This window comes from Streptomyces sp. NPDC002619 (genome assembly GCF_042889305.1).
Taxonomy (GTDB): Bacteria; Actinomycetota; Actinomycetes; order Streptomycetales; family Streptomycetaceae; genus Streptomyces.
Genome location: NZ_JBIAQV010000008.1, coordinates 103,037 through 122,522 on the forward strand (window position 1 = coordinate 103,037; position 19,486 = coordinate 122,522).

22 protein-coding genes and 1 tRNA gene are annotated in these 19,486 nt (G+C 66.9%); 10 read left to right on the plus strand and 13 right to left on the minus strand.

Translation table 11 applies throughout. The features are described 5' to 3' along the window. Positions 1 to 20: 20 nt before the first annotated feature. The 5 genes from ACFYXB_RS16080 to ACFYXB_RS16100 all read right to left on the minus strand — a co-directional run bounded on the left by ACFYXB_RS16080 (position 21) and on the right by ACFYXB_RS16100 (position 3,288). A complete protein-coding gene (locus tag ACFYXB_RS16080) occupies positions 21 to 215 on the minus strand; it encodes a helix-turn-helix transcriptional regulator (RefSeq protein ID WP_389582298.1) in 195 nt (64 codons plus the stop codon). After that, positions 212 to 1,369, minus strand: coding sequence for an AAA family ATPase (locus ACFYXB_RS16085; RefSeq protein WP_389582301.1), 1,158 nt, complete (start codon positions 1,367 to 1,369; stop codon positions 212 to 214). The genes ACFYXB_RS16080 and ACFYXB_RS16085 overlap by 4 nt, the downstream gene beginning before the upstream one ends. Next, positions 1,366 to 2,265: a bifunctional DNA primase/polymerase gene (locus ACFYXB_RS16090; protein WP_389582303.1), complete on the minus strand. Its 900-nt coding sequence runs from the start codon at positions 2,263 to 2,265 to the stop codon at positions 1,366 to 1,368. Before ACFYXB_RS16090 ends, ACFYXB_RS16085 begins: the two co-directional genes overlap by 4 nt. Before the next feature lie 90 nt (positions 2,266 to 2,355). Beyond that, positions 2,356 to 2,820 (minus strand): hypothetical protein, encoded by a 465-nt coding sequence (locus ACFYXB_RS16095; protein WP_389582305.1) that lies wholly within the window; start codon positions 2,818 to 2,820, stop codon positions 2,356 to 2,358. Between the two features lie 3 nt (positions 2,821 to 2,823). After that, positions 2,824 to 3,288 carry a hypothetical protein gene (locus ACFYXB_RS16100; protein ID WP_389582308.1) on the minus strand — a complete coding sequence of 155 codons (465 nt, stop codon included), beginning with the start codon at positions 3,286 to 3,288 and terminating at the stop codon, positions 2,824 to 2,826. Positions 3,289 to 3,325: 37 nt separating this feature from the next. On the opposite strand from ACFYXB_RS16100, the gene ACFYXB_RS16105 reads away from it, so the two are divergent. After that, positions 3,326 to 3,832, plus strand: coding sequence for a hypothetical protein (locus tag ACFYXB_RS16105; RefSeq protein WP_389582310.1), 507 nt, complete (start codon positions 3,326 to 3,328; stop codon positions 3,830 to 3,832). Continuing rightward, on the plus strand, positions 3,829 to 4,302 hold the full coding sequence (locus ACFYXB_RS16110) for an NUDIX domain-containing protein (RefSeq protein ID WP_389582312.1): 474 nt from the start codon (positions 3,829 to 3,831) through the stop codon (positions 4,300 to 4,302). Before ACFYXB_RS16105 ends, ACFYXB_RS16110 begins: the two co-directional genes overlap by 4 nt. On the opposite strand, the gene ACFYXB_RS16115 is transcribed toward ACFYXB_RS16110, so the two are convergent. Continuing rightward, positions 4,295 to 4,630, minus strand: coding sequence for a metal-dependent phosphohydrolase (locus ACFYXB_RS16115; protein WP_389582314.1), 336 nt, complete (start codon positions 4,628 to 4,630; stop codon positions 4,295 to 4,297). The genes ACFYXB_RS16110 and ACFYXB_RS16115 overlap by 8 nt on opposite strands. A gap of 554 nt (positions 4,631 to 5,184) precedes the next feature. Here ACFYXB_RS16115 and ACFYXB_RS16120 point away from each other — a divergent pair. Together ACFYXB_RS16120 and ACFYXB_RS16125 are read left to right on the plus strand one after the other, a co-directional pair. After that, positions 5,185 to 5,541, plus strand: a complete 357-nt coding sequence (locus ACFYXB_RS16120) for a PRC-barrel domain-containing protein (protein ID WP_389582317.1) — start codon at positions 5,185 to 5,187, stop codon at positions 5,539 to 5,541. Between the two features lie 93 nt (positions 5,542 to 5,634). Then, complete coding sequence (locus tag ACFYXB_RS16125; RefSeq protein ID WP_389582320.1) at positions 5,635 to 5,805, plus strand: hypothetical protein; 171 nt, start codon at positions 5,635 to 5,637, stop codon at positions 5,803 to 5,805. Between the two features lie 278 nt (positions 5,806 to 6,083). Here ACFYXB_RS16125 and ACFYXB_RS16130 read toward each other — a convergent pair whose 3' ends face one another. Further along, positions 6,084 to 6,500: a PAS domain-containing protein gene (locus tag ACFYXB_RS16130; RefSeq protein WP_389582323.1), complete on the minus strand. Its 417-nt coding sequence runs from the start codon at positions 6,498 to 6,500 to the stop codon at positions 6,084 to 6,086. 669 nt (positions 6,501 to 7,169) lie between these two features. Between ACFYXB_RS16130 and ACFYXB_RS16135 the strand changes: the two genes are divergently transcribed. Continuing rightward, positions 7,170 to 7,586, plus strand: coding sequence for a hypothetical protein (locus ACFYXB_RS16135; protein WP_388510227.1), 417 nt, complete (start codon positions 7,170 to 7,172; stop codon positions 7,584 to 7,586). 87 nt (positions 7,587 to 7,673) lie between these two features. After that, positions 7,674 to 7,916, plus strand: coding sequence for a hypothetical protein (locus ACFYXB_RS16140; RefSeq protein ID WP_389582326.1), 243 nt, complete (start codon positions 7,674 to 7,676; stop codon positions 7,914 to 7,916). 183 nt (positions 7,917 to 8,099) lie between these two features. Here the strand turns inward: ACFYXB_RS16140 and ACFYXB_RS16145 are convergent. Then, positions 8,100 to 8,188, minus strand: a tRNA-Ser gene (locus ACFYXB_RS16145). Positions 8,189 to 8,346: 158 nt separating this feature from the next. Then, positions 8,347 to 8,964, minus strand: coding sequence for a TetR/AcrR family transcriptional regulator (locus tag ACFYXB_RS16150; protein WP_389582330.1), 618 nt, complete (start codon positions 8,962 to 8,964; stop codon positions 8,347 to 8,349). A gap of 415 nt (positions 8,965 to 9,379) precedes the next feature. Between ACFYXB_RS16150 and ACFYXB_RS16155 the strand changes: the two genes are divergently transcribed. The 3 genes from ACFYXB_RS16155 to ACFYXB_RS16165 all read left to right on the plus strand — a co-directional run bounded on the left by ACFYXB_RS16155 (position 9,380) and on the right by ACFYXB_RS16165 (position 13,036). Continuing rightward, a complete protein-coding gene (locus ACFYXB_RS16155; protein ID WP_389582333.1) occupies positions 9,380 to 9,610 on the plus strand; it encodes a hypothetical protein in 231 nt (76 codons plus the stop codon). A gap of 137 nt (positions 9,611 to 9,747) precedes the next feature. Beyond that, a complete protein-coding gene (locus ACFYXB_RS16160; protein WP_389582336.1) occupies positions 9,748 to 11,022 on the plus strand; it encodes an FAD-dependent monooxygenase in 1,275 nt (424 codons plus the stop codon). 1,111 nt (positions 11,023 to 12,133) lie between these two features. After that, a complete protein-coding gene (locus ACFYXB_RS16165) occupies positions 12,134 to 13,036 on the plus strand; it encodes a hypothetical protein (RefSeq protein ID WP_389582338.1) in 903 nt (300 codons plus the stop codon). Between the two features lie 822 nt (positions 13,037 to 13,858). Here the strand turns inward: ACFYXB_RS16165 and ACFYXB_RS16170 are convergent. The 3 genes from ACFYXB_RS16170 to ACFYXB_RS16180 form a co-directional block, all read right to left on the minus strand. Further along, a complete protein-coding gene (locus ACFYXB_RS16170; RefSeq protein WP_389582341.1) occupies positions 13,859 to 15,070 on the minus strand; it encodes an HTTM domain-containing protein in 1,212 nt (403 codons plus the stop codon). Further along, on the minus strand, positions 15,067 to 15,660 hold the full coding sequence (locus ACFYXB_RS16175) for a DUF5819 family protein (RefSeq protein WP_389582344.1): 594 nt from the start codon (positions 15,658 to 15,660) through the stop codon (positions 15,067 to 15,069). Before ACFYXB_RS16175 ends, ACFYXB_RS16170 begins: the two co-directional genes overlap by 4 nt. Before the next feature lie 602 nt (positions 15,661 to 16,262). Then, positions 16,263 to 17,216: a helix-turn-helix domain-containing protein gene (locus ACFYXB_RS16180; RefSeq protein WP_389582347.1), complete on the minus strand. Its 954-nt coding sequence runs from the start codon at positions 17,214 to 17,216 to the stop codon at positions 16,263 to 16,265. Between the two features lie 736 nt (positions 17,217 to 17,952). Between ACFYXB_RS16180 and ACFYXB_RS16185 the strand changes: the two genes are divergently transcribed. After that, positions 17,953 to 18,621 (plus strand): hypothetical protein, encoded by a 669-nt coding sequence (locus tag ACFYXB_RS16185; RefSeq protein WP_389582349.1) that lies wholly within the window; start codon positions 17,953 to 17,955, stop codon positions 18,619 to 18,621. 423 nt (positions 18,622 to 19,044) lie between these two features. On the opposite strand, the gene ACFYXB_RS16190 is transcribed toward ACFYXB_RS16185, so the two are convergent. Then, positions 19,045 to 19,332 (minus strand): hypothetical protein, encoded by a 288-nt coding sequence (locus ACFYXB_RS16190; protein WP_389582352.1) that lies wholly within the window; start codon positions 19,330 to 19,332, stop codon positions 19,045 to 19,047. Positions 19,333 to 19,486: the final 154 nt, after the last annotated feature.

Below are 19,486 nucleotides of genomic sequence, written 5' to 3' on the forward strand. Positions count from 1 at the left end.
CGGGGTGTTGTTCTCGGTGCTCACGCAGCGTCCTCCCGCTCCGCGAGCCAGCGCTCGTACTCTGACCGCCGGATCCGCACGTCGCCGTTCGGGAGCTTGATTGAGCGGGGTCCCTTCCCGAGTTGGCGCCACCGGTAGAAGGGCGACGGGGCGACCTTCAGATCAGCGATGACCTCTTTGACGGTCATCTTTTCGTCCCGCGTACGGGCGCTCATTCCGCCATCCCTTCGGCTTCGTCCGCACCGGACAGGCCGGACAGCTCCAGTTCCGACTGTCCGGGGTGTTCGTGCTGGTCAGCCTGGGTAACCGGACAGCCGAACAGTGCGGACACCTCTTGGCCGCCCTCTATCCGGGTCTCGGTGTCCGGGTAGTACCGGCCGCCGGCGTCCTTGCTCAGCTGTCCGGCGTCAGCCATGCGGCTGCACGTCCGGCGGATCGTGTCGATGTCGACGTGCGGCAGCTCGCCCGCCATGTCCTTCGGCTTGGCGCCGGGGTGGGAGCGGACGTAGCGCAGGATCGTGGCGCGGGTGTCGCTGACGGTGTGGTCGGAGACCGGGCCGTCGAGCAGGTGCCAGGCGCCGGAGGCGGGTTGGAAGCTGAGGGCGTACTCGGCTTCGTCCACGTCGCGGCCGGTGACGTGCAGGATGCCGTCGGCCTGTCCGCGGGCCCGCTTCAGTACGAGCGTGGCGTCTGCGGCTCCGGCGATGCCGTTGGTGCCGGAGACTTCGGTGAGGAAGTCGCCGGAGCCTGCCTTGCGGACGTGGTGCACGAGGACGACGGCCACGCCGTAGTGGTCGGCGAGCCGCTTGGCGTAGCCGACGGAGACATAGTCAGCGTCGTACGCCGACACTCCGGCCGGAGCCTGTCCGCGCATCTTGGCGAACACGTCGATGACGACCATGCGCGCATCCGGGCTGCGCTCCAACCACTGGGCAATGGCCTCGGTGCCGCCCTGGGGGAAGGGCGGGCACTCAGTGACCAGGATCAGCCCCGCAGGCGCAGGCTGACCCCCAAGGAGCTTGCCCATACGGGTCTGGAGACGGCGCGGGGTGTCCTCCAGTGCGAGGTAGAGCACGGGACCGCCCTGGACGGGCACGGAGTCGAACGCGGTGCCGCCGGCCGCGACCGATAGCCCAAGTCCGAGGGAGAGCCAGGACTTGCCGACCTTGGGCGGTCCGGCGAGCACGCTGACGCCTTCGGCGAGGATGCCGGGAACGGCCCATTTCGGCTCGGGGAAGTGGGCGGCCATGAGCTGATCGGCCGTCCATGCGGTCCGTGGGCGCTCCCGCTTCGGCGGCGACGTGGGGATCGTCTCGGGGGCGCTGGGCACGGAGTACAGGTGCAGGGGCGGGATGGGGTTGGCGTTCATGCGGCGACCGTCCGGGGGCGGCGTGCTCCGGCCCTGAGCCCGGAGGCGATGGTGCGGCGTGCCTCGCGCTCGCCCTGGGCGACTTGGAGCGCGGCCGTGAGGAGCCAGCCGGTGACCTCGGCTTCGCTCAACTCGCCTCCGGCGACGAGTTGTCCGAGGGCGACCGCGGCGACGTAGAGCGCGTTGTTGTGCTCGTGCGGGCCGGAGCCGGTGATCCGCTGCACTTCGCCGCTGACAGCGGAGCGGAGGAAGGCGGTACGCCGGCCGCGTCCGGTGAGGGCGACCGTGATGGGGGTCTGCGGGGCCAGCGGGGCCGGGCGCAGGAGTTCGGCGAGCCAGCCCGGCAGGGGCGCCACGGGGGCGTTGCGGATGGCCTCGTACGGGTGGCCGTCGAAGGTGCTACCCGCGCCGACCACGAGTCCGCCCCACGCGCGGGTGTCGACCTTCCAGCCCAGTCCGCGGGCGCTGTCCCCGGCAGTGTTGCGCAGGGGCTCACCCTCAGGCGCAAGGAAGTACAGGTGAGTGCCGCCGCTCCACGTGCGGACCGTATGCGTGTGGCCGGGGAAGGGCTGGCCGTGGCGCTCGCAGAGCACAGCAAGCACGTCGGCGCCGTCGGTGATGCCGTGCTCGGCCCACGCGGCCGGCGGGGTGTCGCCCGGGTGCTTGGGCTTGTCCAGGTCGATGACGATCAGGCCGGAAGGGCCAGTGGCGATGCCGACGTTGAAGGCGGCGACGGACCACGCGCGGGTGATGCGGTCCGGGTCGGTGGTGGCGCGGGTCTCCCAGTCGGAGACGGCCGGGCGCTTGTCGCCGGGGACGAGGGGGAAAACGCGCCAGTCACGCGACGCTGCGCTGAGCGCGGCGGTGAGTTGGGCAGAGCCGTTTGGGTGCGGCATGCCGGGGGTTCTCCTGTTCTGTCTGCGGATGGGCAGGGAGAACCGCGGCGGCGGGCGACCTTGCTGGGGAGTCCCGCCGCCGCGGCGTTGCTACTGGTTCTTGGCCCAGTGGGCGTACTGCTGCCGGACGTAGTGGCGCGGGTCGCAGATGACGGCCGTGTCGTCCAGCTCCATCAGCCGCTGCCCGGCTCGGGAGGCGAGGTCGGCCGCGTCGCTGGTGACGCTGTCGGCTTCATCGCTCAGCGCGATCCGGTCCAACAGCGCGGCCTTACGGAGCCAGAACTCCCGGTTCAGCCCGCCGTAGAACGGCCTGTCGGCCGCCGTCCGGGCGGTCCATCCGATCTCGCTGACGATGCTTAGGGCGAGCGTGTACGCCTCTTCCGGCGTGGGCCAAGCCTCCGGCTCGGGGCGGTGGTCGGCTGTGACGTACAGGCGCCGACGCTTTCCGTCGCGGCTGGGGTACTGGCGTGCCGAGCCGGTGTCGAACGCAGCGGCCAGGGCGCGGCTGATGCGATCGATGTCCGCCGGGTCGCAGATGACGCGGATATCGAACATGGCTCAGTGCTCCTTGTCGGTGTCGATGGCGGGGAGTGCAGGCAGACCTGCGGATTGCAGGGCCGTGGGGTCGAAGCCGGGCAGGGCGGCGCGGGTGACGAGGGCCTGGGCGAGCTGTTCGGCGTAGGCGGCGCCGGACCGGGCCACCTCGATCTGGGCCCCGGCGCGCAGGGCTTCGACGCGCTCGATGTGGGCGTGTTCCTCGCGTCGCGCGCTGGTCTGCCGCTCGTACGCCACGCGGTCGCGTCGGTCGGTGCGCCAGTACCGCGCGGCGAGCCCGTAGGCGACGGCGGTGGCCAGCACCCACAGCAGCAGCGGCAGGGACAGTCCATCGGCGTATCCGGCGACCCCGGCGAGGGCGAGCCCTCCAGAGGCGGCGAACGCGGTCCCGGCGATGACGCTGTCTCCGGCGCGGCCGAGGCTCGCGCACACTCCGGCCGCGGCAGCGGCGAGGGACAGCGCGGCCAATCAGCGGCAGGACGCAGCCGACGCTGAGGTCCTGAAGGTGTACCCGCACCGCTCCTACGTTCCCCCGGAACTCTGGTTGCAGCTCTTCGGCCGGGCGGAGCAGGAGATCGGCGTACTCGTCCACGCGGGCGTGTTCCTAGCGGAGAACCCACGGTGGCCCCAGCTACTGAGGCAGAAGGCATCGTCCGGCGTGCGGGCCCGAATCCTGCTAGGCGACCCCGAGAGTCAAGAGATCCAGCGGCGCGGGGAAGAGGAGGAGATCGGCGAGGGCGTCGCGTACAAAGTGCGTGAGGTCATGAAGCTCTATCGTCCGCTGTACTCGGTCCCCGGTATCGAGTTCCGGATGCATAGGTCAACCCTCCACAACTCGCTATACCGTTCCGACGACGAGTGGCTAGTCAACACGCAGGTGTACGGAGTGAGCGCCCCCCTGGCCCCGGTGCTGCACCTCCGCCGTGTCGCCGGCGCAGAGCTGGTCTCGACTTACCAGCAGAGCTTCGAGAAGGTGTGGTCCGAGGCCGTCCCCATCGAAAGGTCCTTATGAGTCGCCGCACCGACTATTTCAACGATCCCGCCGCGCCGAAGGCCAACAGCATCGTGCCCGCGGTAACCGCGTTCGTCGTAAACGATGCGGGCGACGTACTCCTGGAGCGACGTTCGGACAACGGCCGCTGGGGCATGCCCGGGGGCGCCCAGGAGGTCGGGGAGAACATCGCCGGTACGGTCGTCCGGGAGGTTCTGGAAGAGACAGGGATTGACGTCGAAGTGGTCGGCCTGGTCGGGATTTTCACCGACCCTGGACACGTCATCGCCTTCGCGGACGGAGAGGTGCGTCAGGAGTTCTCGCTCTGCTTCCGGGCCCGGCCAGTCGGTGGCGAGATCAAGGTGAGCTCGGAGTCCTTCGCAGTGCGGTGGGTTCCCAGAGCGGAGCTGGATTCTCTGGACATCTCACCGACCACGCGTCGACGCCTAGAGCAGGGGTTCCGCAACGCTGAAGTCCCTCTGATCAGCTGAGCTCCAGCGCCACCGCCTCGGCACGCTCCCGTACCCGGGCCACCCTTGCCATGAGCTTGGGCCGAGCCGCGGATACCGCCTGGAAGACGACGTGCTCGGGACCGTATCGCTCCAGGAGCTCTGAGAGCCGCTCAGCAGGGTCCACCAGATCCCCGACTGGACTACTGGTCAGGTCACAATAAGTGATCGCGTCCACCAACTCAGGTTCGGCGGGCCCAAACTCGTTGAGTTCTTCGTCCAGCCCGAGTTCGGATGCCTCCCATGAGGAGGACGTGTGGAAGGCCACGATGCTGCACAGCCGCGCGTCAGCCCTCACGACGTCGCGCAAGTACCGGGCTCCGTCGATCATGTGCTGTCCGGTGTCCACGGCGGCCCGGCGCCGCTCCTGCCTTCGGCCCGCTCCGCCCCGGCTGCGCCGACGCCGCCACACGTGGATAGGGGCCGGAGGCCATGCCGCGAGCACGCGACCATCGAGGCCACGGTCAAGAACATGCCTCCGGCGGATCGGCCGGCACCGGGATGGAGGAGGCACCGTTCCCGACTGCGGGTCCATCGTGGCGTGTGTGAGGGGCTCCCATCCCGTCCACCGTCACCCAGGCAGAGCCGAGCAGAAGCGGCCCATGGCGTCCAGTCGTTCGTACAGTGGCGCGCTCCACCTGGACGCCATGAACCACGCCCGCTCCACGGTGTGTGGGTCGACGGCGGACGGGATGGGAGCTGGGGTGAGTGGTGGGTTGGCGGGGCGGCGACGGCCTGCGATCAGGCGTTTTCGACAGCAGGCACTAGCGGTCAGAGTAGGATGAAGAGGTGGTAAGCCTCGCGTAGCCACTCCTCCTATCGGATGCAGTGCCTGCGGGAGGCGCGGGCCGCAAGGAGCAAGGCATGATCCATTCAGCCGATATCCGCGAGTGGCGCAACCGGGACGTGATCGATCCCAAGGGACACAAGATCGGAGCCCTGGAAGCGGTCTACGTGGACACCACCACTGACGCGCCGACCATGGCGACGGTCCGTACCGGACTGCCGACTCGGCACCGACTGGTCTTCGTGCCCCTCGACGAGGCAACGCTGGGCCCCGGGTACGTGAAGGTGGCGCACGGGAGAGGGCTGGTGAGGAAGGCGCCGTCCATGGGCATGGATGACGTCCTGCCGGTCGAGCGGGAAGAAGAGGTCTTCAAACACTACGAGAGGCCTTACGAGCGCGGTACTGGGAGCGGGCGCCGTCTCGCACGCCGCTGACCAGCCTCCATCGCAAGAGCGCCGACGCCTGACCAAATCGCTGGTCACAGCGGGGGTCATCGACCGCGGCAGAGGCTTGAGGATGTGCTCACCATGGCGCTTTTCTTGTTCCTGATCCTCGTGGCCATCGTCCTGGGAATCATCGGCGTGGCGGTGGAGGGGCTGTCCTACCTCCTGATCATCGGCATCGTGGTCTTCGTGGCAGATCTGGTCCTGTTCGGTATGCGCTGGTCCCGGCGCTCTCATCGACACTTCGTCCGGTGATGCCACAGTCAGCGAATCGCCAGCTCAGACCCGGCCCGCATACGCGATCTTCCAATCTGGTGCTCCAGGCCAGAGAGAAAAGCCACGCTTGTCAAGACCGCGTGCGGAGGCTGACACCAGCGGCTGACACCAACAAGCGCGAACAGCAGCGGTCCACGCCGTACCTCGGTGGACGATCGGCCGAGGCGTAGGACCGGCTGAGCGACGTCGACGGTCCCCGGTGATCGACCTGATAAGGATGAGGCTAGATCTCAAAGCCTGTGCCAGCGTGGGCGTTGTCATCGACCGATTGATGGCCTGAACGGGATCAGCAGGCTGGCCAGGTCGTTTCGCGCATCCAGTGCGTGCACCCAGACCAGTTGCTCGTCACTTGCGGGATCCTTGACCGGCCGGGCCTCGATCAAGCAGGCAATGGGTGCTCCGCCTCGCCCGGGGAAGTCCAGCACCCGCATCGCGACCGTCTTCGTCCTGGCGGCGTGGGCCACGAGGCTCTCGGCCGACATCCGCTGGCTTGCGGGCCACAGATCACCGAAATCACGTCCCAGGCACTGCTCAGCGAGGTCACGTCCCAGGCACTGCTCCGCCGGCCTGCCCAGCGCTGTGGTCATCGCAGCGTTGAGGCTGCGGATGGCACCGTCCAGCGTCAGAAGAGCCGCCGGGTCATCTCCTCGAAGGAGTTCGTCCGAGGCGTCCATCTGTGGCTCCCTGGCATGTACCAAAACAGCCTATTCAGCCATAGTCACGCATTTTACCTTCGCATGGGCCCAGAGAGACCCATACCGGCCCGCTCACAGCGTCCCAACGCTTTCCCGATTCCACGGCCGCCCGGCCGTCCGTGTTCATGCGCCCCTGTAGTTCCGCCACGGCGCGGCTCACGAGGAAGTCCCAGCCATAGGGGAACCGGGCACGAGTACGCCGGAGAGAGTGGGGCAGGGCCGCATGGCAGGCGTCTATGTCCGGCAGCGTGGCGAACGCCTGCCCCGTCCAATTGCTCCCCCATGCCATGCCTACGGCCATGCTTGCCGGGCAGAGGGTCGGCTGTGCCCCCGTGCCCGTTGCGTGCCCGGTCCGGCGGGACGCAGCGGGGACTCACGGGGAACAGCGGCCCGATCGCGCTCCGGCCCAGGTCAGCGAGTTGTCAGGTCAGCCGCCATCCGCTACGGCGTCTTCCAAACTGGTGATACGGAGACCCACACCAGCTGCGGACGCGTCTGAAAGGCCGCTGAGGTTCACCCTCTGCCCAGTTGGGGGTAAGGCGCTGTCTTGTTGGAGTGGCGCATCTTTAGGATCACGTCATGACTACCGATGCCCCGCTCACCCGAGAGTCGTTCCGGCGCCTCCATCCGATTAGCGCCCCCAGGCCGGTGCCTCAGTTGCCCGATCGTGTCTGGACTGACGAGGACTGGGACCGGATCCGGCGCGGATATCGAGCCCGGGACATGGATGAGAAGTGGAACGTCTTCGCCGAAGCCGATGTCGTTTTCATGCACCGGAGTTGGACTGGTCGCGGTGTCTATGAGGCGTCCTTTGCCCCCGTGACTGGTGGTGGGAGGAGGATCGCCTCTGCTGTGGTGGAGGCTGATGGGGAGCGTTATCGGAGCAGGGGCGACGAGTACGACCGTCTGATGATGGAGCTGATCATCAGCGCGATTGTCCTTGGTGAGCCGGCCACCGACCTCCGAGCCGGACTCGTGGAGCTGACTGCTCGGGCTTCGGGGAAGAGCGATCTTCCCTCGGGTGTGGTGGAGCACAGTGCTCTGGGATTGCGTTCTGGATCATGAGCTTTGGAGCCAGGAGAGTGCTGTCACGGTCTCGGGTTACGTGCCTGGATCAAGCGTTGCAAGCGCCGGATCTCGTCGTGTGCCGCCGTGGCTGAAGACTTGGTGATGATCACGCTGACTGGCGACCAGGCCCTCTTGCTGTCCGACTGGCTGGAACGCATGGAGGGATCCGACGCTTTCGACGCCCTGGTAGACGACCGGGCCGTTTGGTCGGCCTTGCACCGGATCTCGGGCACGCTCGACAAGTCGCTCGTAGCGATCTTCGCGTCCGACTATGCCGAGCGTCTCCAAGCAGCTCGACAGCGGATCAGCGACGCCGACGAAGGCTGACGGACGACGTTGCCCCGGTCCGTGCCACCCCGTGCCGGACGCCACAGGAAAGAGCAGTCCGTGCCCCTGCCGTGCCCGATCAGACGGGGACCGGGGGGAAGCACGGTGCCGGCACGTACGAAAGAAGGGGCGCACCCGTGTCTTGGGGCACCCCTTCTGCCCAGCGCCTTCGCTGGCCTATTGCGGAGAGTGTGGGATTTGAACCCACGGTGACATCGCTGCCACGACGGTTTTCAAGATCGCTCGGGTGTTGACTCGCCCATTGAGACTCCGCCGACCTCATCCGTTATGCGGAAAGGCGGCTTCAGCTGTTTTTACCAGCCCCGCCGCCGGAATCAAGACCGTTTTGTCCTGGCGGAAGTGTTTGGTAATGCAGCGCTGCCGTGGATGATGACGGGGTGTTGGTCCAGGTAGAAGCAGTGCGACTTGCCTACGGGGCTCGCATTCGAGCCGCGGGCGTTGGCGCCACACCAGCCTCGGGCAGGCCACCCCGGCCGGGCTGGTCGTCGTGAGAGGGCTTGCGGGCTGGGAGTCTGCCGTGCAGGAGGAGGCTGACGATCTGGTCTATCACTGCCTCGCCGGGCGGTTCGCGGCTCACCGCGGCCAGGTAGACGATAGTTCCGGAATAGATGTCGACCATCAGCGACGTGTCGGTGTCTAGCGGTAGCCGGCCTTCGAGGCGGGCCCGCTCCAGCAGTTCCACGACCGACGCGCGGCGCGGTTCGATGAGGTCGGCGAAGGCTCCGGTACCCGTGGGATCCTCGATCACATCGGCGAGCAGCGCCGGGAGGATCAGGCAGGTGGGCATGGCGGAGACGAGATCGATGGTGAGCCGGACGGCGGTGCGTAGGTCGGCTTCCAGATCGCCGGTTGCATGGATGGGGGGAAGTGGGACGTCACCGCTGAGGGCCTCGATCACGAGCGCTGCCTTGTTCGGCCACCACCGATAGATCGTCGCCTTGCTGACTCCGGCCCGCCGTGCGACACCTTCGAAGGAAAGTCGCTGATATCCGACCTCGCTGAGCAGGTCTTTCGTGGCACGGACCACGGCTTCGTGAGACTCCCTGCGCCGCCGCCTGGAGCGAGGCGCGATGCAGTTGCGCTGGTCGGCGTGCTCAGCAGCCGAAGGGTCTTGCCGGCCGTTGTGCTGCTTGGGAGTTACCACCGTGAGCCTCCCTTGTGAGCCACTGGCGCGCACCCGTTGACTTTGCCCGAGAAGTTACCCTATTTTGGCGGTACGAGGCGTTTCGTACCGTTAGAAGCCCTCTTGTACTCAATAGTAAGATCCCGCGAGCCCCACGGGAATGCGCTGCGGCGCACACTCCCGACGGGTGGATCATCGTGCACCAGACCTGCGCGCAGGATCTGAGGCGTCGAGGCGTCCTCTTTGGCCGCCAGAGATCTTTTTTCGACCCCCAGAAGGGGGCATCATCATGCGTGCGAACAGGACCAGGATTCGGCGCATGGCCGTTGTGGTCTGTACAGCGCCCATCCTCGCCGTCGCGGCCGGTGCCGGCGCTGTCAGCGCGGCCGCTTCCACCCCATCGTCCTCCGTCTCCTCCGTCTCCTCCGTCTCCTCCCACGACGGCGGCTGGGGCTGGGGTGACCACGGCGGCCACGGCGGCTACGGCGGCTACGGCCACGGCGGCTACGGCGGCTACGGCGGCTACGGCCACGGCGGCTACGGCCACTGAGCTTTAGCACAGTGAGCTACCGATCAACAGCCGACAGTGTGTGAGTGCTGCCTCCGGATGCCCGGGCTTCTGGGGCATCCGGAGGCTTCTTGAGTGGCAGGCGTCCCTCCGGCCGGCAGTCGGGGCGGTGAGTAGCGGTGAGAATCGTGTGCGTCGGTGCGGGGCCCGCGGGGTTGTACTTCGCGATCTCGGCCAAGTTGCGCGATGCCGGACACGAGGTCACTGTGTTGGAGCGCGATCCGTCGGCGGCTACCTACGGCTGGGGTGTCGTGTACTGGGACGACCTGCTGGACGTCCTCTACTGCAACGATCCCGAAAGTGCGCGAGAGATCGCCGCGAGGTCCGTGCTGTGGCAGGACCAGGAAGTGCGCGTGCACGGCCTCAACGGCGAGCAGACGGCCTACTTCGGAGGTTACGGCTACAGCATTGGCCGATCGGCCCTGCTCGACATCCTGGCGCGCCGTGCCTCACAGCTCGGCGTCGACGTCCAGTACGGCCATCACGTTGCGGAGCCCTCGGCGCTTCCCCAGGCGGACCTTGTCGTTGCCGCCGACGGCGCGAACAGCCGGATCCGGGGCCATCACAAGGAATTCGGCACGCGCGTCGAGGTCGGTCTCAATCCCTACATCTGGCTCGGCACGGAACAGCCGTTTCGCAGTTTAGTGTTCAGCTTCGAGCGGACATCCGCCGGATGGATCTGGTTTCATGCCTATCCCTCGGTCGCGGGAATCAGCACCTGCATCGTCGAATGCTCACCGCAAACCTGGAAAGCTCTCGGACTCGACCTGCTCGGCGACGATGAGGGAGTGCAGCTGCTGGAGGGCATCTTCAAACGCGCGCTCGACGGCCACCGCCTGCTCAGCCAATCACGGGGTGCACCGGCGCATTGGCAGCGCTTCGCGCACGTGACGAACGACAGCTGGTACCACGGCACGACGGTGCTGCTCGGCGACGCCGCCCACACCACCCACTTCACGCTGGGGTCAGGCACCAGACTGGCGATCATCGACGCAGTCGTCCTCGCCCACAGCCTGCGCGAATACCTGGACGTCCAGGGCGCGCTGCGGGAGTACGACCTCCAACGCCGCGCGGAACTCCATCCGGTGCAGGCAGCAGCCCGTACGAGCATGGCGTGGTTCGAGCACGTGGACCAGTACCTCGACCGCGATGCGGTCGCCTTCGCGCACGCCATGTCGGTACGCCACGCCGATCAGAGCCCCTGGCACCACCAACTCCACCTCGCCACCCAGATCACCGCCGTACGCGGAGCACGGCGCGCCTTCGCCACTGGCCGACGCTGGTACCTCGCCCGCCGACGAGGCGAGTACACGGGGGCGCGGCAGCGGCCTTGGATCGGCGGGCGGCGAGTCCCTGCGGAGCGTCTCAGCACCCCGTCCCGGCGCACCCGGTAACTGAGCGGGCCGCCCCGGGCGGACCGACAGAGCAGGATCATGGTGTGCGTAGCGTGGGTACTGCGAAGGGAAGTAGCCCCGCGAACCGGTCGTCGACACACTGGAATTCAGCGCCGGGTTCCCGGTGACCGGGCCCGTACCCGGTTAGGGACGGGCGGGCAGGACCTTCGGCCCTTTGTCGACGACGTATGCGTGTCGAGCGGTGCCTCGTGCGGCCGCGCCCGGGAACGGAACCCATCGCGCTGTTCACTGCGGCTTCCCTCGCAGGCTGTTCACCCGCACCGTCATCTGGGCACGCGCCCTCCAGAGCCGAACCCGCGTCAGCGGCCCATCCGACGCCCTCTGCCTCACCCACCGTCCCGGCCTGCGCAGCCTCGGCCAAAGCCACCGAGGCACTATCCAGGTCGGGCGACTTGCTCGTGACTGCTGTGCCTCTGAGCGACGCAACGCTGACCGCTGCCGGAAAGATCGTGAAGCAGGCTCAGGACCTGAAAATGGTCTCTGACTCTGTGTGCCAGCTTGAGACCGGTAACGGGGGCAAGCCGAACCGGGAGACGGTGTGCGAGTCGGCCAAAGAGTTGGACCGCGACGGCGGGCTGAGGGCGCAAACTCAAGCGGAGACCGCCGCGGACGCAGCGCCACTTGCACGAGTGGTGACGTCAAAGCTTTCAAAGACCAACTGACAGCGGTCGCAGACCCGAGCACTGCCGGCACAGTCGCACTCCAAGCGCAGTACTGTGGCGATCTTCCATAAGGCGACTCACCGGGACATCGAGTGCCTGTCGAATGCGTGTCGAAGTCCGGTTGCAGGCTTCCTCAGTTGAGGAGGAGCTGCAGGCCAGTAAGTGGACGGGACTCAACCCGCAAAGCGTCTTCTAAGCGCTTGACCGCAGGTTCGAGTCCTGCCGGGGGACCCCTACACCCCTCACGGAACAACCGGCCGAGCTATCACTCTGGGCATCCGAGCGAACGCACCCTGCTACCCGCATCGCGAGCAGAACCACAGGAACCGCACACACCCGCGGCCCGGCGACCCGTCTGCGCCGAGCCACCCCAACGGCCATGGCCCGGCCCCCTGACACACTGACCGCAGCCGTACGCAGGGGGACACATGAGTGAGCGGGATGTCGACGCGCGGGTCGAGGAGCTGACCCGGGGACTGCGGCGCATGGCCGCGGGGCTGTTGGAGGCGGCGGCCGAGCATCCGGATGCCGCACGGGCGCGGGAGTTGTCGGCGGCGGCCCGGGTGCTGACGAACGACGTGCTGGCGCGCCTGGACGGAGAGGCCGTCGAGGACTCCCCGGCGCACCGAAGCGAGCCCGAGGTGCAGGACACCATACCGCTGGCGAAGAACGCGGCCTCCGAGTCCGGGACGGCGCTCGACGAGTTGGTGGAGCTGTATCTGCCGAACTACGCGCGGCGCCTGGACGACCCGGTGATGACCGACCCGGACCTGCCCTACGAGCGGGAGAGCCATTTGCACCGGGTTCGTTTCGGGCGCGGCAAGCCCTTCGAGGACGCGCCGCTGTGGAACGATGACGTGCCCAGCCGGGGGAAAGCGGTGGTCCGCGGCATGACCTCCAAGGCGGAGGTGCTACGCCGTCTGCACCACAGCTACGTGATCCGGCGGGACCTGGACAGCCCGGAGGGCGAACTCGCGGTTCGGGTGCTGCAGGGATGCAAGGCGATCAGTCGCTCCCGCGCAATCGACGACGGCGAGTTCGTCGACGAGTCGGATCTCGCGCTGAAGCTGGAGGCCCTGCAGTGGCGCGCCCTGGTGATCGCCGCAGGTCGAGGCGAGTACGCCCGTGCCCAACTCCGTACCCAGCTACGACAGCTGGAGGTGCTGGCCGCATCTGTCCTGGAGCTGGACACGGCATTCCGGCAGCGTAGCAGTGACCCCTCCCTGGGGGTCCGGATCGCCGGGGCCGTGCACGGGGTGAAGGCGGTGCTCCGGCACTGGCCGCCGAAGGTCGAGGAGGCCGTTACGGAATCAGGTCATACGATGCTGTAACCCCCGGATGTACCAGCGCCTTAGCGATCCGAAACCCCGCTCGCAGCTGGTAGTGCTAGGGCGGCCGTGCCGCCCTAGGCGAAGCACCACGGGTACGTGAAAACCAGGGGGTTCGCGGATTCTCAAGGCATTGGCGTGGTGAACCCGCTGAGGTAGGTCGTCCTTCTGCTGAGGGTCCGTGGGTTCGTGGCCCGCATGCTCGAGTGGGGTCGATACCAGAGAACCCGGTGAGGGCTGCGCGGACGTAACGGTCCCGCTGGTGGCACTGCTGATGCTTGTCCTGCCGGCACGACCCGGCGGGAGTCGTCCCATCCCCGCTCGAAGATGGCGGGCGAGTGTCCGTCCGACCATTCCACGCCCCTTACGCCGGGAGGTTCTTCGGCGACCGCTCCAGGTCCGAGATCACCTTCCATGGCCTTCTCCCTTCAAGCACAGGCTCGTCTCCTCCTTGGCCCCGCCTCTCGGCGGGCTCAAATGACGACGCTGCAGGCTTCACTTCATGTTGCGGACTGGCCGCTTGCACACCCCTGACGGGTGCTTGTCACTCCACTTCGACGCCACCCTTTCGAGGGACGCCGGGAGTCAGCTACCGGGGACCCTGGCGTCTCCCCGGACCGGACTTCCACCGGCTGGCTACCCTGGACTCGGCGCCCGGTTACATTGCTTCACCTCCTATGAGCTGGGACGATGCCCGAGCTGCTGGACATGCGCTTGATCTTTTAGACGATGCGGTCACCGTCCAGTGACGAGTCCGGCTCGGCGGGCGCCACCGCCATGACCGACCCGTTGACGGCTACCGCCATCCGTCTTCGTTTCCGTCAGTCAGTACTTCGCTCTTAAGGGCACCTGTGGTGTCGGCGCCACAGCTCGCCTCCGTGAGACCGCGCGCGCCACGCGGTCGCCTGCCCGACGCAGCAGTGCAGTTGGGAGGAAGAGCGCGTCGGCCGAGATCATCGCCAACGCGAAGAAAGGCAGGCCGAGCAGGATCCCGATGCCCGCGTGCATGGACATCATGATCGCAACCATTACGGTTCTCACGCGGCTGTTGAAAAGGGTGAAAGGGAAGGCGACTTCGACGATCACCGTGCCGTAGGTCAGTAGCAGGACGATCAGACTGCTATTGGCGACGGCGTGGGACAAAGCGGGCCACGGGGTGACGTCGCCGAGGTGCAGCACGTAGTAGAGCGCCGTTCCATTCTGCCAAAGGGAGCCTTGGACCTTGTACCAGCCGGAAACCGAATAGATTAGGCACACCTGGGCTGCGATCACGAACACTGCACCCGCGTGCACCACGTTGCCGACCATTTCCATGACGGTGCGGGGCTCTCCGGGGCCGTAACGTCGCACCAGCCACCACGCCAGCTGCGCGAAGACGAAGCCCCAGAGCAACAGCGCCCAGCCGGTATCCAGCTTGCCCAGCCCGGTGACCAGGGCGAGCACGGCAGTGAAGAAAGCCCACATCACGATCCCGACCACGTCCCGGCCACCGTCGCGGCCGTGCGCGGCACGCCGCGCGTCCAACGACCAGGCCCGGCCGCAGCGGGTGAATACCAGATAGATCGCCATGACGTGGATGACATCTTCGCCGCCGTCCCCCACGAAGGGGTTACGGTTCTGGAGCGCCAGCACACCAATCATGGAGAGCAGCGAGGCGGTGCGGGTCCGCCACCCGAGGAGCAGCATCACCGACGCGGCGATCACCGCCACGTAGACGATCTCGAACCACCATCGGCTGTCATGCCACATGAGTGCGGTGAACGCGTGGTTTGTCGTGTTCCATTCGCGGGCCATGGCCCAGCTCCAAGGGCTGTCCGCCCCGTAGAGCTCGTTACGGTGCACCCACTCGCGCAGCAGCAGGGCGAGCCAGGTGAGTGAGAAGCCGATTCGAATGACGGCTGACTGGTACGGCGCGATGACATCGCTGGTGATACGCGCGAGACCTCGCCTGACAGCGGCGCCAATGCCGCGCGACAGTCGGGCGGATGGGGACGGTTCGGATACGCGGCCAGGCGTGGCCGGAGAGTGCGTGGTCACTTGAAGTCCTCCGCCTTGACGGCCCACCACGGTTGAACCACATAGCCGGTCTGCGTGTCGATCTGCTGAACACTCCACGGGGGATGTCCCACCGGCGTGTTGGCCGAGCGCAGCTGAATGAATTGCACGGTGCCGCCGTTTACCTGTGGTCCCAGACGATGGGCGACGATGCGCAGGAGGTACTGCTGCATCAGCTTCCCGTACAAACCAACTGGACGTCCCTCGTTGTCGAGCGAGTCGACGAAGTTGGTCCAGGCGAGATGAAGCTCGTTCTGGTGCGCTTGGCTGGGGAGAGGATTGTGCACGATCCGCTCCTCATCCATCGCGGTCAAGTCCACCCAGCCGGTATCGGTGAGGCTTCCGCTGGGCATCTGGACTTTCGCGCGAGCCTGCACGTGGGTATTCGCCGATTGCGGATTGGGGGCGAAAAGCTGCCACCCCTGCACAAACTCGGGGACGACATACTTGTCGATGTCCGCGGCGTGCTGCTGGGAGAAGGAGTTCGAGGGGGCGTTGTAGAGGAAGAGCATTGCCAAGTGCACGGCGGCCGCGACCACGACACCCACCACCGCGAGCGCAATGATGCTCACCGATACAGATGAGAGACCGCGCTTTCGGCTCGCCCTGTCGACATGCTCCAAAGACGATCCGGTGCGGTGGCCCGCACCTCCCGAAACTTCTCCGGTCGGCGCGCGCCTGTCACTCCTAGTCCGCATGCCTCACCCCACGTGGCCTTGCGCGCCGCCCTGCGCGTTGCCCTGGACGCGGACGGGGGCGCGTCACCTAGAACTCCGATCGCCGTGTCATCCCGGCGACAAACTGGAGGCTGGAAGTGCCCCGTCCCTTTATGTTCCCTCGCGTTCGCCAGAGTGTCGACCGGGGACGGGCAGACCGCCGGTGTCCTCGCGAATTTCGAGAGATGGCCTACCCCAGGGCCCCGGCGTTCTCGGGATTCATCCCAGTTTGTTCGATAGCCGGACTGACCTGACTGGCCACCCCGGTACTGTCGTCAGCAGGCTCCCCGCGCATGACAGCGAGACGCAGACCGGACGTTTCGCGAGAACGCCGGAGCCCTGCAGGCTGACCACCGCTCCACCCTTACATTCGCTATCCTCGGCGCATGTTGGGGGTGAAGGTGATAACGACAGATCTGCTGGATGCAGAGACAAGAATCATCGAAACGGAAGCGCGTCTACATAAAATAAGGTTCTACAGGAGAATTGCCCGTATTTGCCTTGTCGTTGGCCCGTTGATCGTCGCAGGCACAGTTTTCATCCGAGCCGAGGTCGTCCGCGAATTCCTCGGCACGGTTCAGCAGTGCCGTTGCGGTAGGCCGGTCCTGATGGCGTGCCGTCGCGACGGCGGCACGCAGGTGGATCATTCCCATCAGGCTGAGTGCCGCCGGGTTGTGATCGGTGACCTGAGACGACAGCCAGGCTGCGGCCGTGTTGCCCAGTTCGAGGGCGTCGTCATAGCGCCCGTCGGCCAGCAGGGCGTGCGTACCCGAACGTGCGGCGGACGCCAACACTAGCGGGTCATCCGACTCGTCAGCGGCTCGCATCGCGCGCTCGGCTGCGAGCCACGAGATGTCCGACTCACCGATCTTGGCGAGTGTCGTAGCCGCAAGGTGGTGCGTGCGGGCCGACACCGCACAGCAGTCGCCATGGTCTTCGCCGCGGTGCGCCGCTCGCTCCTCCACCTCCTGAGCCGTCTGAATCAGGGCAGGCAGTGCAGCGATGACGCTGCCGAGCCGACCGCCCTGGTAGTCGTTCCACGCATGCTCCACGCGCACAGCCACAGGAACAGGCGTCGGGAGCTGAGCCTCAGCGTCTGGCCCGAAGAGGGGACGGGACAGCCGGCGCGGGCTCATGAGGGCGTCGCGCACGGCGGGGACGTCGTCCTGTTGCCGCTCGTCTTCCACCAGGACGGTCTGTCCGAGCGGGTCTCCGAGGGGTACGCGAAGAATGCGCGACAGCTCCGCGAGCATGTCGATGCGGGGTGGCTTCCTGCGACCGGTCTCGATCTTCGCCAGCCAGTCAGTGCTCCGACCGACCAGGCCGGCCAGCACCTCTTGCGTGTAGCCGCGGCGCTTTCGATAGAACGCGATGCGCTCACCGATGCTGAGGTGATCTCCAAGACCACGCATGGGGTGTTGCCTCCCGCTGCTGAGTAGAGGCGCCTTTCACGGTACCGACGCGGCGAGGAACGGGTAAGTGATCTCAGCCGTTCCGCCACCCATGACCAGCGTGTGGCACTGAACGGGAGAGGACCCGGACGGACTGTCCGGGTCCGATGGGAACCGCCCTAAGAGGTGTCCGCACCGTCCGGCTGTCCGGTTACGGCTCTCACCTGCGCTAACACCCCGGACAGCTCAAAGTGCTGGTGTGCCCGGTCACAGGCGGCTGAGCCGACCTCTCATTGGACGTAGGAGCCGAAGGCGACTTCCAAACCCATCTACCACAGAAAGAGCGAACAGAAGGACCGGGATTTTCCCTACGCGATCGAGCAGCGAGGCCGGTCGTCCGACGCGCGGCAGCACGGCCTGCGGCGTGCGACCCCGGTGTGCAGGGTTCTGCACGTGTCTTGGCCAGTCTCCATACCGCACTCTGCCTCGTCCTGTCCGCAGCGACACGCTGTCCAACGGGGGTGAACGGGCGTCAAGGGATCGCCCTAAAGGGCTAATAGTAAGTCAATCTGCTTATATCTACGATGACTTGATGCACCACCAATCGTGAGGGAAGCGGCCTGCGAGTGCTGCGAATACCCCGATTGGCGGCCTGACAGCAGATCTCCGATATTCCCGACATGACAGGTATGGGGGGCATTAGTACGTTCAATCATGCCGGCCGCTGAGCCGGTGCCTCAGAGACAGGAGCAGCAACATGAAATCCCCCCGTCCCAGGATTGTCACCGCCGGTCTTGCGGCTGCCGCGACCCTGGTTGCGACCGGCATCACGTACGCCTCGGCCGCCTCCGCGCCGGTGGCCCAGGTCGCCCCGGCAGCGGCCGCAGCGGCCCCCGCAGCGGCCCCCGCAGCGGCCCCCGCAGCGGCCCCGGCAGCGGCCCCGGCAGCGGCCGCAGCGGCCCCGGCAGCGGCCCCGGCTGGCGGCGCCGCACCCTTCGGCAACAACGGAGGCAACGGCTTCGGAGGCAACGGCTTCGGAGGCAACGGCTTCGGAGGCAACGGAGACAACGGCTTCGGAGGCAACGGCTTCGGAGGCAACGGCTTCGGAGGCAACGGCAACCGCCACGACGAGGACAGGGACTTCGAGGGCCGGATCCACGTCAACGAGCGGTCGTACTCCTCCCGCGCGGGCGACTGCATCACCGTGGTCAGCGGCCTGGGTGCCAGGACCCTGAACATCCGCAACGACAGCCGCCGGACGGTCGAGGTCTTCCGCGGGGCGGTGTGCGACAACGGCGCTCCCGTCGCCGTGGTCGGCCCCCACAGCCAGAGCGACGGCGTGTTCGTCCGCCACACCGAAGGCATCCACGTCGAAGACGGAGTGGTCGGCAGCTTCCGGGTGATCAGGCATTACAACGACTGGTAGTCCCGAGCCGGTTGCACGATGAGAAACCCCGGCCCGCCGTAATCGGGCCGGGGTTCCATTGTCCGACATCCCGCACGCCCCTACCCGTGCGGCGCGCGAGGCGGTCAGGGACATCCGCGTATCCGTGCGTCAGAGGCGGGTCTCCGCCGCCGTCCGGCGGTGATCATCAGCGATCTGCGCTGCCTGGGTATCCGGGACGCTGCCACTGTCGAGGCAGGACCGTCCTTACCAATAGTGCCGCCGCCCGAAGACCGCGCGTCCGAGAGAGCGGAGAAGGAACAGAACGGCTCCGATGACGACGAGGTTGACCCCGATTGTCCATAGAATGGCGATCTTCGCCACGTACCCGATAACGAGAAGAATGACGCCATGAGTGACCATGGGGTCCTCGCTCTATGGCTGTGTGTTCCTGCCAGGCGCCTCTCAGGCGCCGGCGGGACGGGGCCATCCGACCTCCGAGAGCAGTTCCTCGAACAGCGCCCGGTAGTGAACCATGGCGTTCCGCATTTGTTCGGTGGTCGCCTTCTGCCGGGTGCCGAGCTCACGCTCCGCTGCCCGTCGGCCGCCGGCCTCCTCCCCGGTCCGCTCGCACTCTGGACCGAACCGCCTGCGCAGGCGACGACGCCGCATGAGAAGCGAGGACCCCAGTGCTATGAGGGCAACCACCACCACGACGGGGATGATGATCGCCAGTAGTGTTCCGGTTGTCATCGGGCGCAGCTGGCGCGAGTCCGGGGCACTCTTTCAGAGGGCCGCGACTACGACTGTGCCCACGGACGGGGTGAGCGTCGAGGAGACGGCACCGCAAGCCGCAGCGCGGTAGAACTTTCCCTACCTCATCAAGTGTTGCAGCCCGTCGGCGAAG